Below are 15552 nucleotides of genomic sequence, written 5' to 3' on the forward strand. Positions count from 1 at the left end.
TCTTTGTTAATTAAAATTCTGTCAGAAAATTCTTTAGATCCAGAAGTTAAAAATTTTTTATCTCTTTCTTGAACTAAAGTTTTAACCACAAGTTCGTCATGAACATTCGCAATCACCGTTGAAAAGTTTTTTGGTTTTAAACTTTTATCGACAACTAATAAATCACCATCATTAATTCCAACATCGACCATTGATTTTCCTTGAACTCTGATGATGAAAGTTGCTGGAACATTTCTTATTAAATGCATGTTCAGATCAATATCTTCTTCGATATAATCAGTAGCAGGGGAAGGAAAGCCAGCGCCTGCTTTATGTAGATAATAAGGGATTGTTAGTTTCATGTTCTTGTTTTGTTCTACTTTATAGACCATTTATACAATACACTCAAGAGGTTGTATTTTGAGTCTGTAACTGAATCAAAAGTGAATCAAAACGTGAACATCGAAAACAACATTTGGTGGACATGTGGATAACTTTTACAATAAGTAGTCTTAAAGTGATTTATAAAGGAAAATTATGATTTGTATTAAAGCAGATATTCCAGAAGAGTTAAACGAAATAGATGATGAATTAAAAGCAGTTTACCATAGCAAAGATACTGTTTGTTTTTTCATATTAAAAACAAGAGAATTAAGAAATAAGTTTATAGAAGAAACCAAGGGAATGAACAAAAGTGAAAGAGAAAAAGTTTACGAGGTATATAATAAATAAGTAAAAATAAATTATGAATATTTTAGATTTTGTGATGGTTGGTTCTAACGATTATAAAAAATCGAGTGAGTTCTACGATGCTGTTCTCGAACCTTTAAAATTAAAAAAAACTGTAATAACAGAAAAATATATTGGTTACTCTCATGCAAGCGATCCTGACAAAACTTTATTCTATGTAACAAACCCAGTAAATGGTGAACCAGCAACCTTCGGTAATGGAACACAAATAACTTTGTTAGCAGACTCTAAAGAAGTAGTAGAAAAATTTTATGAAATTGCAATGTCAAAAGGAGCTACTGATGAGGGAGGACCAGGAGTAAGAAGTGATGGAAATTATTATGCTTATATCCGTGACTTTGACGGAAATAAGATTGCAGCTAAAAGTAATTTAAAATAAAAAAGGAGTTATATGAAACTAAATTGTCATTGTGGCGCCGTAGAAGCAGAAATTAATTCATCAGTAAACGAATTAGCAAAAATTGTAAGATGCAATTGCTCTATTTGTAAAAGAAAAAATGCAACAATGGGGATGGTTAAAAACGAAGATTTTAAAATTACTAAAGGAGAGGATAAATTAACTTTATATAAATATCATACTAAAGTAGCTAATCATTACTTCTGCAAAGAGTGTGGAATTTATACTCATCACAATCCTAGAAGTGCACCGACTATGACTGGATTTAATATGGGATGTGTAGACGATGTCAAAGTAGAAGATTTAAAAGAAGTAGCTTTCTTTGATGGTCTTAACCATCCAATGGATCAAGAAAAATAAAACTTCAATGAAATTATCTGAAGAGTGTTTTAAGAAAGTTAAAAAAGATTGTTTTAAATTCATTAAAACACAAGAGACATCAACTGAAAAGTTTGGCAATAAAGAGAGGATGATTAAGAATTTTTTAATTCCAATATGTTTTTGGATTTCAAAAAAAGCAGATAAAAAAAAACCTTACTTTGTCGGTTTAGCTGGAGGACAGGGAACAGGCAAAACAACAATAAGTTCAATAATAAGGATAATATTAGAAAAGTATTTTAAACTAAAAGTATTTAAGATTTCTATCGATGATTTTTATAAAACTAGAAAAGAAAGAATAGCTTTATCAAAAAAAGTACACCCAATGTTATTAACTAGAGGTGTACCAGGTACACATGACATTAATATGATGTTAAATTTCTTTAAAAAATCAAAAAGTAAAAAATTTAAAAAAATGAAATTACCAAGTTTTAATAAGGCAATTGATGATAGATTTCCTAAAAATAAATGGAGCAAAATCAACAAAAGACCAGATGTAATTATTTTTGAAGGATGGTGTGTTGGAGCAAGAGCAGAAACTGAAAAGACATTAAAAAAATCTATTAACTCTATGGAAAAGGCCAATGATCATAAACTTGTTTGGAGAAAATTTGTTAACCAGCAATTAAAAACTAAGTATAAGAAGTTATATTCTCAGTTAAATTGTATGATTTACTTAAAGGCAAAAAACTTTAGTTTGTTACAAAAGTGGAGATTAAAGCAGGAACACAAACTATGGTTAAAAACAAAGAAAAAAGGTAGTCATAAAATAATGAGCAAAGGGGATGTAATTAATTTTATGCAAACTTATCAAAGAATTACTCAGAACATGTTCAAAAATATGCCAAAATATGCCTCTATAATTTTAAATTTAAACAGTAACCATCAAATTAAAACTGCTGTATATAAATCGAAATGAAAAAAATATTTATCATAGTTATCGCATCAATATTTTATTTTAGTAATGCTATTGCAGTTACTTTATATGATGCATTAAATCAAACTTATCAAAATAATATTCAATTAAATGCTGAAAGAGAAAATATTAAAGCATCTGAAGAAGATATTAATATTTCTAAAGCTGATTACATGCCATCGTTAACCTTAAGCGGATCTAAAAGTATTGAAGAAACTAATAAACTTACAAACCAAAGTGGAGGAAATGCAACTATAACTGATGTAGACCCCTTAACTACTTCCATTAAATTAGAACAAACTTTATTAGACTTTGGAAGAGATTTAACTTTGCAAAAAAATATTGTTGCTCTTGATTTAGCTAAAGCACAATTACTTAAAAAAGAACAAGATATTTTACATAAAGCTATAGATGCGTTTACTAATTTAATTTTAGCGAGAGAAAAATTAGATATTAATCAAAAAAATTTAAATCTTTTAAATAGACAGGTAGAAAATGATAAAATCAGGAGAGATAGAGGTCAAATTACGAATACAGATCTAGCGCAATCTGAATCATCACTTGCAGGAGCTCAAGCACAATTTGCAAAGGCTAAAAGTGATCTATTAATAAATAAACTGAATTATGAAAATATAATTGGCCAAATAAATAATCCTGAACAATTGCAAAAAAACTCAAATGCCATAGTCAATATTCCACAAAATTTAAATGAAGCACTAAATCTTTCAAAGCAAAATAATCCAGATATTCAAATTGCTAAATTAGATTTATTAAAAGCAGAGAAAGAATTAGCTATTTCAGAGTCAGATTTAAAACCTACTGCATCATTATCTTTAGAAAGATCTTATTCAGATGATTTTACCTCTACGATAGATGAAAGAGAAAAAGATGTTTTAAAAGCAACTGTAAGCTGGCCTTTTTATTCAGGAGGAAAAAAAAGATCAACTATCTCAAAAAATTCAAATTTAACTACAAGAAAAAGATTATTGTTAGATGATGCTGTAAGAACAAATGAAACAAATGTAGCAAGTGCTTGGTCAAGTCTAGAATCTTCAGAAAGTTTTTTAAATTCAGTTAGAGTTCAAGTAAATGCAGCTGAAATAGCTAATGAAGGAATAGCAGCAGAGTATGAAAGGGGATCAAGAACAACTCTTGACGTTATTCAATCAAATGCTTTACTGCTTTCAGCTCAAATTTCTTTAGCAAGTTCTGAGAAAAACTATTTAATGGCTCAATATAATCTGCTTAAAGCAGTAGGCTTGCTAAACAGCCAATATCTAAAACTTAAGTAATTATTTGATTTTTTGAGCCTGAAAATAAATATATTGCTAATGAGAACAAAATGTGTACATTTATTTCATGATTCGAGTGTTAAAAAATTTAAAAAAAGAGGCAAAAAATGACGAAAAATAACCTAAAAGTAGTTAAATCTACTAAAGATCAAGAAATGGACGTTAAAGAAAAGAACAAAGCGTTAGACGCTGCGATAGCTCAAATTACAGATAATTTTGGAAAAGGCTCAGTAATGAAGCTTGGTGAAAAAAGAGCGATGGATATCGAGTCTGTTTCAACAGGTTCTTTAAGCCTTGATTTAGCTTTAGGTATAGGTGGATTACCAAAAGGAAGAATTGTTGAAGTTTATGGACCAGAGTCATCTGGAAAAACAACTTTAGCATTACAAGTTGTTGCTGAAGCTCAAAAATCTGGTGGAATTTGTGCATTCGTTGATGCAGAACACGCATTAGATCCAGTTTATGCAAAAAAATTAGGTGTAAATACTGAAGAACTTTTAATTTCACAGCCAGATACAGGTGAACAAGCGTTAGAAATAGCTGATACACTAGTAAAATCAGGCTCTATTTCAGTAATCGTTATTGACTCAGTTGCAGCTTTAACTCCAAAAGCTGAAATTGAAGGAGAGATGGGAGATCATCATGTTGGTCTTCAATCTAGATTAATGAGTCAGGCTTTAAGAAAATTAACAGGTTCAATTTCAAATACAAATACAATGATGATTTTCATTAACCAAATTAGAATGAAAATTGGAGTTATGTTTGGAAGTCCAGAGACAACATCAGGTGGTAATGCACTTAAGTTTTACTCATCTGTAAGAATGGATATTAGAAGAATTGGTGCCATCAAAGATAAAGATGAAATTATTGGTAACTCTACAAGGGTGAAGGTAGTTAAGAATAAAGTAGCACCACCATTCAAAGTTGTTGAATTTGATTTGATGTATGGAAGAGGAATTAGCAAGATGGGCGAACTAGTCGATCTTGGTTCTAAAGCAGATATAATTGAAAAATCAGGCGCATGGTATGCTTATAAAGGAGAGAAGATTGGTCAAGGTAGAGAGAATGCTAAGACTTATTTAGCTCAAAATCCTAAAGTTGCTGCAGAAATCGAAATGGCAATTAGAGAAAAAGCAGGTGTGATTTCTAAGAAAATAGAAGGAAATCCAATCGATCCTGAAAAATTGGAGAAAGAAAAGAAAGTAGCTGAAAAAGAAGAAGCTGAAAAAGCAGAAGCCACTCCTCCATCATCTAAAAAGAATTAATAGGTCATCTTTATTAATAAAAGGCGCTTAATTTAAGCGCCTTTTTTCCCTTCGGTATCTAGACATAGAATAAAAAAGCTGTATTTTAAAAATATGGCAGACAAAACACTCAATGAAATAAGAAATACTTTTTTGAAGTATTTTGAAAAGAACGATCACAAGATTGTGGAGTCTAGTAATTTGGTTCCGAACAATGATCCCACATTGATGTTTGCTAACTCTGGAATGGTCCAGTTTAAGAATGTTTTTACAGGATTAGAAAAAAGAGATTATGTTAGAGCCACAACGTCACAAAAATGTGTAAGGGCAGGTGGTAAGCATAATGATTTAGAAAATGTTGGTTACACACCTCGTCACCATACATTCTTTGAAATGTTAGGAAATTTTTCTTTTGGTGATTATTTTAAAGAGCAAGCAATTCATTATGCGTGGAACTTAATTACAAAAGATTTTGGAATAGATAAAAATAGACTTTATGTAACTGTGTTTCATGAAGACGATGAAGCCTTTAATTTTTGGAAGAAAATAGCGGGTTTTAGCGATGATAGGATTATAAGGATAGCAACCTCAGATAATTTTTGGTCAATGGGCGAGACAGGTCCATGCGGTCCATGTTCTGAAATATTCTTTGATCACGGCGATCATTTACCAGGAGGTTTACCTGGAACTAAAGATGAGGATGGAGATAGATTTATAGAAATTTGGAACTTGGTCTTTATGCAGTTTGAACAAGTTACCAAAGATAAAAGAATTAATCTTCCAAAACCGTCAGTTGATACTGGAATGGGATTAGAGAGAATTGCAGCTTTATTACAAGGTTCACATGATAACTATGAAACAGATCATTTTAAAAAAATAATTGCTTCAGCATCTGAAATTACAAAAGTTACACCAGATAAATCTAATCTTGCAAGTTTTAGAGTTATAGCTGATCACTTAAGAGCAAGTTCGTTTTTAATAGCTGAGGGAGTTTTACCTTCAAATGAAGGAAGAGGATATGTTCTTCGAAGAATTATGAGAAGAGGGATGAGACATTCTCATTTACTTGGGTCTAAGGAACCAGTTTTTTATAATTTGTTTGACACACTTAAAAATGAAATGTCAGGAAACTATCCAGAATTAGTTAGAGCTGAATCTTTAATTAAAGAAACTTTAAAAATGGAAGAAGAAAAATTCTTAGTTTTATTAGACAGAGGAATAAAAATTTTAAATGATGAAATATCTAAAATAGATAAAGTGTTGTCAGGTGAAGTAGCTTTTAAATTATATGATACTTACGGTTTTCCATTAGATCTTACTGAGGATATTTTAAGAAACAAATCAATGTCAATTGATACTGAAAAGTTTCAATCTTTGATGAAGGAAAGTAGAGAACTTGCTAAGAAAAATTGGAAAGGTTCTGGAGATGCAGCGGTTGAAGATATTTGGTTTGGAATAAAAGATAAATTAGAAGCAACCGAATTCTTAGGATACGAAACAAATCAAGCTGAAGGTGTCGTTTTATCTATTTTAAAAGACAATAAAGAAGTAGATCAGTTAAAAGAAAATGATGAAGGAATGATTATAGTGAATCAAACTCCTTTCTATGGTGAGTCTGGAGGTCAGGTCGGTGATACTGGTGAAATAGTATCAAATGATTTTAAATTTGAAGTAACCGATGTCCAAAAAAAACTAGGAGATTTATTTGTTCATTATGGAAAGGTTAAGAGTGGTTCAATAAAACTACAGGAAAGTGTAGAGTTAAAAATTGATGTGGAAAGAAGAGATAATACTCGAGCTTATCACTCAGCAACCCATCTATTACACGAGTCTTTAAGAAGAGTTCTAGGTACTCATGTAACCCAAAAAGGATCTTTGGTAGAACCAAGCAGATTAAGATTTGATTTCAGCCATATGAAGCCAATTTTGAATGAGGAAATCAATAAAATAGAAGAATTTGTAAACAAAATGGTCTCAAAAAAATCTGAGGTTAAAACTAGATTAATGACACCTGATGAGGCAGTTGAAAATGGTGCTTTAGCATTATTTGGTGAAAAATACGGAGATGAAGTAAGAGTTCTTTCGATGGGAGATGAGAATGGTAAGTATTTTTCTACTGAATTATGTGGTGGAACACACGTTAAAAACACTGGTGATATTGGTAAATTTAAGATTGTCAGCCAGTCTTCAATTGCTGCAGGGGTTAGAAGAATTGAGGCCTTAAGAGATAAACAATTGGAAGAATATTTAAAAAATAAAGAGAAATTATCAAACCTATCTGCAGAAAAAGACGAGGAAACAATTAAAGATTTAAGTCAGCAAATTATAAAACTTGGAGGAAAACCAAGTTTAGATGAAGCTGATCAAAAAACTTTAATTAAAAACCTAACTAAACAATTAGAAACTATTTCAGTAAATTCAATTTTAGAGGATAAATCTAAAAATATTATTAAAGACGAAGAAATTAATGGAGTTAAGTTAAGACTTCAAAAAATAGATGGATTACCTCCAAAAGAATTAAGAAAACTTGTAGATAAAGGTAAAAAAGATTTAGGTGAAGGTATTGTGGTTGTGTTTGCAAATAAAGATGACAAGGTTGGATTAGCTGTTGGAGTAACAGATAAATTAACAAGCAAATTTGATGCAGTTAAATTTGTAAAAGTTGGATCTGAAATAATTGGTGGTAAAGGTGGTGGAGGAAGAAAAGACTTTGCCCAAGCTGGTGGACAAGATCAATCAAAAATTGAAGAAGCTTTCGAAAAGCTTAAGAGTTTATTTTAATTTCTTTTTTAAATTTCCATCAATTTCATCTAAAAACTGATTAGTAGTTAAGAATTTACTATTTGGACCAACAAGAATTGCCAAATCTTTTGTCATTGATCCACTTTCAACACATTCAATACAAACTTTTTCTAAAGTTTGTGCAAATTTGATAAGTTCCTCATTAACATCTAGTTTACCTCTATGAGCTAACCCTCTAGTCCAAGCAAAAATTGATGCGATTGGGTTGGTTGAAGTTTCTTTTCCTTGTTGATGCATTCTATAATGTCTAGTTACTGTTCCGTGTGCAGCCTCTGCTTCCATTACTTTTCCATCTGGAGTTAATAATGTACTTGTCATTAATCCTAAAGATCCATAACCTTGTGCCATAGTATCTGATTGCACATCTCCATCATAATTTTTGCAAGCCCAAATATATTTTCCACTCCATTTCATTGCACATGCAACCATGTCATCAATTAATCTATGTTCGTAAGTTAAATTATTTTTTTCAAATTCGCTTTTATATTCTTTGTCGAAAATTTCTTGGAAAATATCTTTAAATCTTCCATCGTATTGTTTTAGAATTGTATTTTTAGTAGACATGTAAACAGGCCATTTTTTAATTAACCCATAACTGAAACAAGATCTTGCAAAGTCTTCAATAGATTTATCTAAATTGTACATTGATAAAGCCACACCAGGACCTGTAAAATTAAATACTTCATATTTAATTTCATCTTTTCCATCTTCTGATGTCCACTTCACTTCCATTTTTCCTTTTCCAGGAACTTTAAAATCTGTTGCTCTATATTGATCACCAAATGCATGTCTTCCAATGATTACAGGATCAGTCCAAGAGGGAACAAGTTTTGGAATATTTTTACAAATAATTGGTTCTCTAAATACTGTTCCTCCAATTATATTTCTTATAGTTCCGTTTGGAGATCTCCACATTTTTTTTAAATCAAATTCTTCTACTCTCGCTTCATCAGGGGTAATTGTTGCACACTTAATTCCAACACCAATTTTTTTAATAGCATTAGCAGAGTTGATCGTAATCTGATCATCAGTATTATCTCTGCTTTTCATGCCTAAATCATAATATTCAATACCAAGATCTAAATATGGGAGGATTAATTTATTTTTGATGAACTCCCATATAATACGAGTCATTTCATCGCCATCCAGCTCAACAACTGGGTTTTTTACCTTGATTTTGCTCATTAAATAAAAATTATCTTATTAATTGAATTTGATCGTTTTATATACATATTAATCGAAAATTAGCAAATAGAAGAATATGTTTAGTAAGATATTTCCAAAGATTCATACAGAAGGGTACAAGTTCATAGTAATAGCTGTATTCATAACTATCATTTTTTTTATTATTAACAATTTTTTAGGATTAATAGGAATTTTACTAACTGTCTGGGTTTATTATTTTTTTAGAGATCCAGAGAGAACAATTATAGGTGATGATAGTTACCTAGTAAGCCCTGCAGATGGAGAAGTGATTAAAGTTGAAGAGGTAGATGGTCCAAAAGAACTTGGACTAGAAAATAAAAAATTTAAAAAAATAAGTATTTTTATGAACGTCTTTGATTGTCATGTAAACAGAACACCGTGCTCAGGTGTTGTTGAAGATATTTTATATAAACCAGGTAAATTTTTAAATGCATCTTTAGATAAAGCAAGCGAAGACAATGAGAGAAATTATTATAAAATTAAAGATAAACATGGGAATGATATTGTAGTCGTTCAAATAGCTGGACTAGTTGCAAGAAGAATAGTTTGCGAGACAAATAAAAATCAGGAATTAAGTCAAGGCGATAGAATTGGCATGATTAGATTTGGTAGTAGAGCAGACGTTTATTATGAAAATTATGAACCACTAGTTAAAGTTGGTCAAACAGCAATTTCAGGAGAAACACTGCTGGCTAAAAATTAATTTATGGAACAGCCAAAGAATAATTTTAAATTAGTTACAGATAAAAAGAATGCAAGAATGCTTCTTCCAAACATGCTTACACTAATAGGAGTTTGCATAGGTTTAACTTCAATTAGATTTGCATTAAGTGGAGAGTTTCATTTAGCGATCATTGCAATAATATTTGCTGCTTTAATAGATGGCTTAGACGGAAGAATTGCAAGGTTGATAAAAGGAACCTCAAAGGTTGGTAAAGAACTAGACTCACTTACTGATATGATAAGCTTTGGTGTTGCGCCAGCATTTATAATGTATTTTTGGAAACTAAATACTTTTGGGAGGTTTGGATGGCTATTATGTTTGGTATATGTGATTTGTGTAGCTTTAAGACTTGCAAGATTTAATGTTAGCTCCAATCAAGAACCTTCGTGGAGAGATAATTTCTTTGAAGGAGTTCCATCACCTGCTGGGGGCATATTAGTTTTAACACCTTTAATTATAAGTTTAAGTGGATTTGATTATGTAAAAATTAATTACGACATAATCGTTCCAGTTTTTTTTATAGTAACATCATTATTATTGATTAGTAAATTTCCAACTTACTCTTTTAAAAAAATAGTGATCCAAAGAAAAGCAACAATTTTTTTATTATTTACAATTGTCCTATTTTTTGGACTTTTATTAATATATACATTTAATGTTATTGCTATAAGCAGCATAATTTACCTAAGTTTGATACCAATTAGTTTTTTTCACTATCAAAAAATGAAAAAAATTCATGAAAATGACAAAATTCAAGATGAAGATGATCTTGAAGACGTACTTTAATGAAAAAAAATGTCATTGTATCTTTAGCTGACGCAAATTATTTTCCTTTACTAAACGAACTAGTAGATTCAATAAAAAGTTTTAATGAAAGCAAGAATGTTGCAATTTGTATTTTAGATGCAGGATTGACTGATGACCAAAAAGAAATTTTACTTAAAAAGGTTGATGAAATTAAATCTGCTGAGTGGGATATAGAAGTTCCTGGATATAAAGTTAAAGGTAAAGAGTGGTTAAAAAGCCAAGTATCTAGAGCATTTCTACCTAAATATTTTCCTGATTATGAAAAATATTTATGGATTGATTGTGATGCATGGGTAAATGATTGGGAGTGTATAGAGCTTTATTTTAAAGCTTGTGATAATGGAAAATTAGGTATTACCCAAACTATAGGACCTGGATATAAAATTACTTCAAGAGTAAATTGGTTATTTGGCAAACTTGCAATAATCAAATCACAAAATTTCAAACATGCAGTGAAATCAAATATTGGTTATGAGAAAGCTAGGAAGTTAGCTTTCGCTCCTCACATTAACATAGGTGTATTTTCATTAGAAAATAATTCTCCAGGTTGGGCTTCATGGCAGAAGAATTTATCTCAAACGTTAAAAGCTGGAAATATTTTTGGGAGTGAAGGACTCGCAATTAATATGTCGGTATATATTGATGATTTAGAAACAGAGTTTTTACCGTTAAATTGCAATTGGATTACAAGCAACCTTTTACCAAAATATGACCAGGACAATGATACTTTTGTTGAACCATTTCTTCCAAATTATAAAATCGGAATTATGCACTTAGCTGCAGGAATTTGGAAAGATGGTAAAGACATGAGAATTGATAAAAGCATAAAAATTGAAATTAAAACTTTAAAAGATAAAAAAATACTCAAAAGTTTAAGATATAGTAATTAATTGAAAAAAAATAAAATCTCTAAAAACTGGGTAAATAAGCAGCGTAGAGATATCTATGTTAGACAATCTAAAGTAGATGGTTATAGGGCAAGATCTGCTTATAAATTAATGGAAATTGATGAAAAGTTTAAAATATTTAAAGGAGGTTTGTCAGTTATTGATATTGGTGCTGCTCCCGGCTCATGGTCACAATATGCTATGAAAACAGCTAAAAGTGGCAAGTTAATATCTATAGATCTTAAAAAAATTGAACCCATAGGTAATAGTGTTCAAATTCAAGGAGATTTTACTGAAGAAAAAATTCAAGAAGAAATCAAGAAAAACATCAATGGCAAAGTTGACGTTGTAATGTCTGATATGGCTGTAGATACAACAGGAATTAAAAATATAGACTCAATTCAAACTGGAGAACTGTGTAAAGAGGCGATGTTTTTTGCAAAAGACTTAATGAAAGAAAATGCATATTTTATTTCAAAAATTTTTATGGGTGGCACATTTAACGAAATCGTCGCAGAGGGAAAAAAATATTTTAAAGAAGTTAAGGTTTTTAAACCAAAATCTAGCAGAAAAGATTCAAAAGAAAGTTTTATAATTTGTAGAAAAATTCGATAGAGACTTTTAATTTAAAAGGAATCATATATAAAAGATCATGGTTCCTATAAAAGAAGCACTTACCTTTGACGATGTTACACTAGCTCCAAAGTATTCAGAAATATTACCTTCTGATGCAGACACAAGCGTATCTTTAACAAAGCATTTAAAACTTAAAATTCCTCTTATATCATCTGCAATGGATACTGTAACAGAAAGCAGAATGGCAATAGCTATAGCTAAAGCTGGCGGTATTGGAGTAATTCACAGAAACCTTGATATAAAAAAACAATTATCAGAAATAAAAAAAGTAAAAAAAGAAAAACTAATTGTTGGAGCAGCTGTAGGTGCATCAGCCAGTGAATTTTTTAGAGCTAAAGAAATTGTTAAAGAAGGTGTAGATTTGATTGTAGTAGACACAGCACATGGCCACACAAAAAAAGTTGCTGAAATAATCAAATATATAAAAAAAATAAAAAGCAATAAAATTGCTTTATGTGCAGGAAATATTGCAACACCAGAAGCTGCAAAATTCCTAATAAAATTAGGAGTAGATATAATTAAAATTGGGATAGGGCCAGGCTCTATTTGCACTACAAGATTAGTAGCTGGAATAGGAGTTCCTCAATTGAGCGCAATTTTAGCTGTAAGAACTGTTTTAAAGAATAAAAATGTTAAAATAATTTCAGATGGGGGGATAAAATATTCTGGAGATTTGGCTAAAGCATTTGCTGCAGGAGCTGATGCTGTAATGATTGGTTCATTATTTGCAGGCACAAATGAAACCCCAGGTAAATTAATTAAAAAAAATGGACAGCTTTTCAAAAGTTTTAGAGGGATGGGTTCTGTTGGAGCTATGAACAAAGGGTCAGCTGATAGATACTTTCAAAAAAAACAAAAAGACTCCTCAAAATATGTGCCTGAGGGTGTTGAAGGTTTTGTTAAATATAAAGGAGATGTTGGGAGCATAATTTATAAATTAATTGGTGGATTGAAATCTTCCATGGGTTATCTTGGATCAAAAACAATTATTAAATTAAGAAATAAACCGCAATTTGTGAAAATTACAAAAGCTGGATTTTATGAAAGTATGGTTCATAATGTAGATGTGGTAAAAAACGATAGCAAATATTAATGAGCAAATTTTTAAAACTAATAGGATTAATACTTTTAACAGTTTCTTTTAACAGCACGTCTTTTAGTAAAGAAAATTTTTTTAATGAAGCTTTAGAATTATTTAAAAAAGAAAAATATGAAGATGCGCGTTTTTTATTTGAAAGAAATATTGTTTTTAATCCAAAAGATGCAAAGTCATATTTATATTTGGCAAAAATTTATAACCAAGAAGAAAATCAAAGAAAAGAAGAATACAATTTAGAAACAACACTTTTAATTGAGCCAGATAATGAGGAAGCTTTATTAATGTTAATGAAAATTGCTTTAGAAAAATCAAATTATGAAAAAGTTAAAGATCTTTCTGATAAATTTGTGAAAGTTTGTAAAAATTTATGTGATGAAAACAAAGATATTCAAGAGTCATTAAAAAATATTGAACCTGAAAATAATGAGTCTTGATCAAAATCTAAATAAAATCTTAATAATAGATTTTGGTTCTCAATTTACTCAATTAATTGCAAGAAGAGTAAGAGAATTAGGTGTGTTTTCAGAAATAGTTAGTCACAAAAAAATAAAACTAAAAGACATAAATCACAGTATTAAAGGGATAGTATTATCTGGTGGTCCATTAAATGTTTATCAAATAAATAAGTACTCATTTGATAAAAAAATTCTAAAGCTTGATGTACCTGTTCTTGGAATATGTTTTGGGCATCAAATTTTGTCAAAACTTAATGGCGGAAGAGTAAAACAATCAAAACATAGAGAATTTGGTCTAGCTAATGTTTATAAAAAAAATAACAGTCTTTTAACAACTAATTTTTTTGGAAATGAAAAATCTAAACAAGTTTGGATGAGCCATGCTGATCAAGTTTCAAAACTTCCTAAGAATTTTAAAGTTATTGCATCAAGCACTAATTCAAAATTTGCTATTGTTGAAAATAAAATAAAAAAATATTATGGAGTGCAATTCCATCCAGAGGTAACTCACACTGAAAACGGAAAAAAATTAATAAGTAATTTTATTTTTTTTATTTGTAAAATTAAAAGAAATTGGTCCTCTAAAGATCAAAAAAATCAGCTTATTAAAGATGTTAGAAAACAAGTAGGAAATAATAAAGTTATTTGTGCATTGTCAGGAGGTGTAGATAGTAGTGTAGTTGCTCAATTGTTGAATAAAGCTATTGGTAAAAAACTTTATTGTATTTTTGTAAACACTGGCCTTCTAAGAAAAAATGAAGAATTACAAGTAGTTCAAACTTTTAAGAGGCGTTTAAAAATGAATTTAATTTATGTAAATGCTGAAAAGGTATTCTTAAAAAAATTAACAAATATTTCTGATCCAGAGAAAAAAAGAAAAATAATTGGTAATTTATTTATTAAAATATTTGAGAGATATGCTAAGAAAATAAAAAATGTTAAATTTTTAGCTCAAGGAACTCTTTATCCTGATTTAATTGAGAGCAAATCTGTTACTGGAAGCCAAACTTCGAAAATAAAATCTCATCATAATGTTGGTGGTTTACCAAAAAAAATGAATTTAAAATTAGTAGAACCACTAAAATTCTTATTTAAGGATGAGGTAAGAAAATTAGGATTAGAGCTAAATTTAAGTAAGGAAATTATTTCAAGGCACCCATTCCCTGGACCAGGTTTAGCTATCAGAATGCCTGGTATAATAACAAATGAGAAAATAAAAATTTTAAAAGAGGCTGATTATTATTTTATCCAAGCTTTAAAAGATCATGGTCTTTATCATAAGATATGGCAGGCATACGCAGCATTACTTCCAGTAAAAACTGTAGGTGTAATGGGAGATAATCGTACATATGAATATTTATGTTTGTTAAGAGCAATTACATCTGAAGATGGAATGACAGCTGATTATTATGAATTTAAAAAGTCTTTTATGCAAACTATTTCAAATAAAATAGTAAATAGTATAAGGGGAATTAATAGAGTTGTTTATGATGTTACATCAAAGCCACCAAGCACTATTGAATTAGAGTAATTTTTAACTATAAGTATTATTATGAAATATTTACATACTATGATTAGAATTAGTGATGTTGATGCATCTCTAAGGTTTTTTTGTGAAGGTCTTGGACTTAAAGAAACAAGAAGAAAAGATAGTGAAAAAGGAAGATACACTTTAATCTTTCTTGCTCCACCAAATGATAAAAACACTGAGATCGAATTAACATATAACTGGGATGGTGATGATCTAGGAGAGGGATCAAGAAATTTTGGTCATCTAGCTTACAGAGTAGATAATGTTTATGAGACATGCCAAAAACTTATGGACATGGGTTATACCATAAATAGACCGCCAAGAGACGGTCATATGGCTTTTGTTAGATCACCAGATAATATTTCAATCGAATTACTCCAAGACGGATATTTAGATCCACAAGAACCTTGGGCCTCAATGGAGAATACTGGTATCTGGTAATATTTTTC

17 protein-coding genes are annotated in these 15552 nt (G+C 30.0%); 15 read left to right on the forward strand and 2 right to left on the reverse strand.

The features are described 5' to 3' along the window. Positions 1-341: LexA family protein (locus AMN81_RS00045; RefSeq protein ID WP_072090122.1), on the reverse strand; the 341-nt coding region annotated here is incomplete at its 3' end. A gap of 175 nt (positions 342-516) precedes the next feature. Between AMN81_RS00045 and AMN81_RS00050 the strand changes: the two genes are divergently transcribed. From AMN81_RS00050 to alaS, 7 genes are all read left to right on the forward strand, one after another. Beyond that, on the forward strand, positions 517-711 hold the full coding sequence (locus AMN81_RS00050) for a hypothetical protein (protein WP_072090123.1): 195 nt from the start codon (positions 517-519) through the stop codon (positions 709-711). Between the two features lie 13 nt (positions 712-724). Continuing rightward, positions 725-1108, forward strand: a complete 384-nt coding sequence (locus AMN81_RS00055; protein ID WP_080986882.1) for a VOC family protein — start codon at positions 725-727, stop codon at positions 1106-1108. Between the two features lie 12 nt (positions 1109-1120). Beyond that, positions 1121-1486 (forward strand): GFA family protein, encoded by a 366-nt coding sequence (locus tag AMN81_RS00060; protein WP_072090124.1) that lies wholly within the window; start codon positions 1121-1123, stop codon positions 1484-1486. Positions 1487-1493: 7 nt separating this feature from the next. After that, positions 1494-2423 carry a uridine kinase gene (locus AMN81_RS00065; RefSeq protein WP_072090190.1) on the forward strand — a complete coding sequence of 310 codons (930 nt, stop codon included), beginning with the start codon at positions 1494-1496 and terminating at the stop codon, positions 2421-2423. Continuing rightward, positions 2420-3712, forward strand: coding sequence for a TolC family outer membrane protein (locus tag AMN81_RS00070; protein ID WP_072090125.1), 1293 nt, complete (start codon positions 2420-2422; stop codon positions 3710-3712). Before AMN81_RS00065 ends, AMN81_RS00070 begins: the two co-directional genes overlap by 4 nt. Positions 3713-3819: 107 nt before the next feature. Further along, the gene (gene recA / locus AMN81_RS00075) at positions 3820-4977 is read left to right on the forward strand and encodes a recombinase RecA (RefSeq protein ID WP_072090126.1); all 1158 of its coding nucleotides are present in this window, start codon (positions 3820-3822) and stop codon (positions 4975-4977) included. A 93-nt stretch (positions 4978-5070) separates the two neighbouring features. Then, entirely contained in the window at positions 5071-7737 is a 2667-nt protein-coding gene (gene alaS, locus AMN81_RS00080; protein WP_072090127.1) for an alanine--tRNA ligase, read from the forward strand. On the opposite strand, the gene AMN81_RS00085 is transcribed toward alaS, so the two are convergent. Beyond that, the gene (locus AMN81_RS00085) at positions 7729-8943 is read right to left on the reverse strand and encodes an NADP-dependent isocitrate dehydrogenase (protein ID WP_072090128.1); all 1215 of its coding nucleotides are present in this window, start codon (positions 8941-8943) and stop codon (positions 7729-7731) included. The genes alaS and AMN81_RS00085 overlap by 9 nt on opposite strands. Positions 8944-9019: 76 nt before the next feature. Here AMN81_RS00085 and AMN81_RS00090 point away from each other — a divergent pair, with 76 nt between their 5' ends. Genes AMN81_RS00090 through AMN81_RS00125 form a run of 8 tightly spaced genes read left to right on the forward strand, consistent with a single transcriptional unit; the run spans position 9020 to position 15544 of the window. Continuing rightward, a complete protein-coding gene (locus AMN81_RS00090; RefSeq protein ID WP_072090129.1) occupies positions 9020-9667 on the forward strand; it encodes a phosphatidylserine decarboxylase in 648 nt (215 codons plus the stop codon). A gap of 3 nt (positions 9668-9670) precedes the next feature. Beyond that, positions 9671-10474 carry a CDP-diacylglycerol--serine O-phosphatidyltransferase gene (pssA, locus tag AMN81_RS00095; RefSeq protein ID WP_072090130.1) on the forward strand — a complete coding sequence of 268 codons (804 nt, stop codon included), beginning with the start codon at positions 9671-9673 and terminating at the stop codon, positions 10472-10474. Beyond that, positions 10474-11385, forward strand: coding sequence for a glycosyltransferase (locus AMN81_RS00100; RefSeq protein WP_072090131.1), 912 nt, complete (start codon positions 10474-10476; stop codon positions 11383-11385). The genes pssA and AMN81_RS00100 overlap by 1 nt, the downstream gene beginning before the upstream one ends. Further along, entirely contained in the window at positions 11386-11997 is a 612-nt protein-coding gene (locus AMN81_RS00105; protein ID WP_072090132.1) for an RlmE family RNA methyltransferase, read from the forward strand. A gap of 37 nt (positions 11998-12034) precedes the next feature. Next, on the forward strand, positions 12035-13111 hold the full coding sequence (gene guaB, locus AMN81_RS00110; RefSeq protein ID WP_072090133.1) for an IMP dehydrogenase: 1077 nt from the start codon (positions 12035-12037) through the stop codon (positions 13109-13111). Further along, positions 13111-13551 carry a tetratricopeptide repeat protein gene (locus AMN81_RS00115; protein WP_072090134.1) on the forward strand — a complete coding sequence of 147 codons (441 nt, stop codon included), beginning with the start codon at positions 13111-13113 and terminating at the stop codon, positions 13549-13551. The genes guaB and AMN81_RS00115 overlap by 1 nt, the downstream gene beginning before the upstream one ends. Beyond that, complete coding sequence (guaA, locus tag AMN81_RS00120) at positions 13541-15103, forward strand: glutamine-hydrolyzing GMP synthase (protein ID WP_072090135.1); 1563 nt, start codon at positions 13541-13543, stop codon at positions 15101-15103. Before AMN81_RS00115 ends, guaA begins: the two co-directional genes overlap by 11 nt. 21 nt (positions 15104-15124) lie before the next feature. Beyond that, a complete protein-coding gene (locus AMN81_RS00125; protein WP_072090136.1) occupies positions 15125-15544 on the forward strand; it encodes a VOC family protein in 420 nt (139 codons plus the stop codon). Positions 15545-15552: the final 8 nt, after the last annotated feature.

The organism is Candidatus Pelagibacter communis, from assembly GCF_001179845.1.
In the GTDB taxonomy this organism is placed as follows: Bacteria; Pseudomonadota; Alphaproteobacteria; order Pelagibacterales; family Pelagibacteraceae; genus Pelagibacter; species Pelagibacter ubique_Q.

Coding starts and splice junctions, on each gene's coding strand:
- alaS (WP_072090127.1), top strand. CDS start 5,071: ATGGCAGACAAAACACTCAATGAAATAAGAAATACTTTTTTGAAGTAT.
- AMN81_RS00115 (WP_072090134.1), top strand. CDS start 13,111: ATGAGCAAATTTTTAAAACTAATAGGATTAATACTTTTAACAGTTTCT.
- AMN81_RS00125 (WP_072090136.1), top strand. CDS start 15,125: ATGAAATATTTACATACTATGATTAGAATTAGTGATGTTGATGCATCT.
- AMN81_RS00100 (WP_072090131.1), top strand. CDS start 10,474: ATGAAAAAAAATGTCATTGTATCTTTAGCTGACGCAAATTATTTTCCT.
- AMN81_RS00050 (WP_072090123.1), top strand. CDS start 517: ATGATTTGTATTAAAGCAGATATTCCAGAAGAGTTAAACGAAATAGAT.
- AMN81_RS00070 (WP_072090125.1), top strand. CDS start 2,420: ATGAAAAAAATATTTATCATAGTTATCGCATCAATATTTTATTTTAGT.
- AMN81_RS00055 (WP_080986882.1), top strand. CDS start 725: ATGAATATTTTAGATTTTGTGATGGTTGGTTCTAACGATTATAAAAAA.
- AMN81_RS00085 (WP_072090128.1), bottom strand. CDS start 8,943: ATGAGCAAAATCAAGGTAAAAAACCCAGTTGTTGAGCTGGATGGCGAT.
- pssA (WP_072090130.1), top strand. CDS start 9,671: ATGGAACAGCCAAAGAATAATTTTAAATTAGTTACAGATAAAAAGAAT.
- guaB (WP_072090133.1), top strand. CDS start 12,035: ATGGTTCCTATAAAAGAAGCACTTACCTTTGACGATGTTACACTAGCT.
- AMN81_RS00060 (WP_072090124.1), top strand. CDS start 1,121: ATGAAACTAAATTGTCATTGTGGCGCCGTAGAAGCAGAAATTAATTCA.
- guaA (WP_072090135.1), top strand. CDS start 13,541: ATGAGTCTTGATCAAAATCTAAATAAAATCTTAATAATAGATTTTGGT.
- recA (WP_072090126.1), top strand. CDS start 3,820: ATGACGAAAAATAACCTAAAAGTAGTTAAATCTACTAAAGATCAAGAA.
- AMN81_RS00090 (WP_072090129.1), top strand. CDS start 9,020: ATGTTTAGTAAGATATTTCCAAAGATTCATACAGAAGGGTACAAGTTC.
- AMN81_RS00065 (WP_072090190.1), top strand. CDS start 1,494: ATGAAATTATCTGAAGAGTGTTTTAAGAAAGTTAAAAAAGATTGTTTT.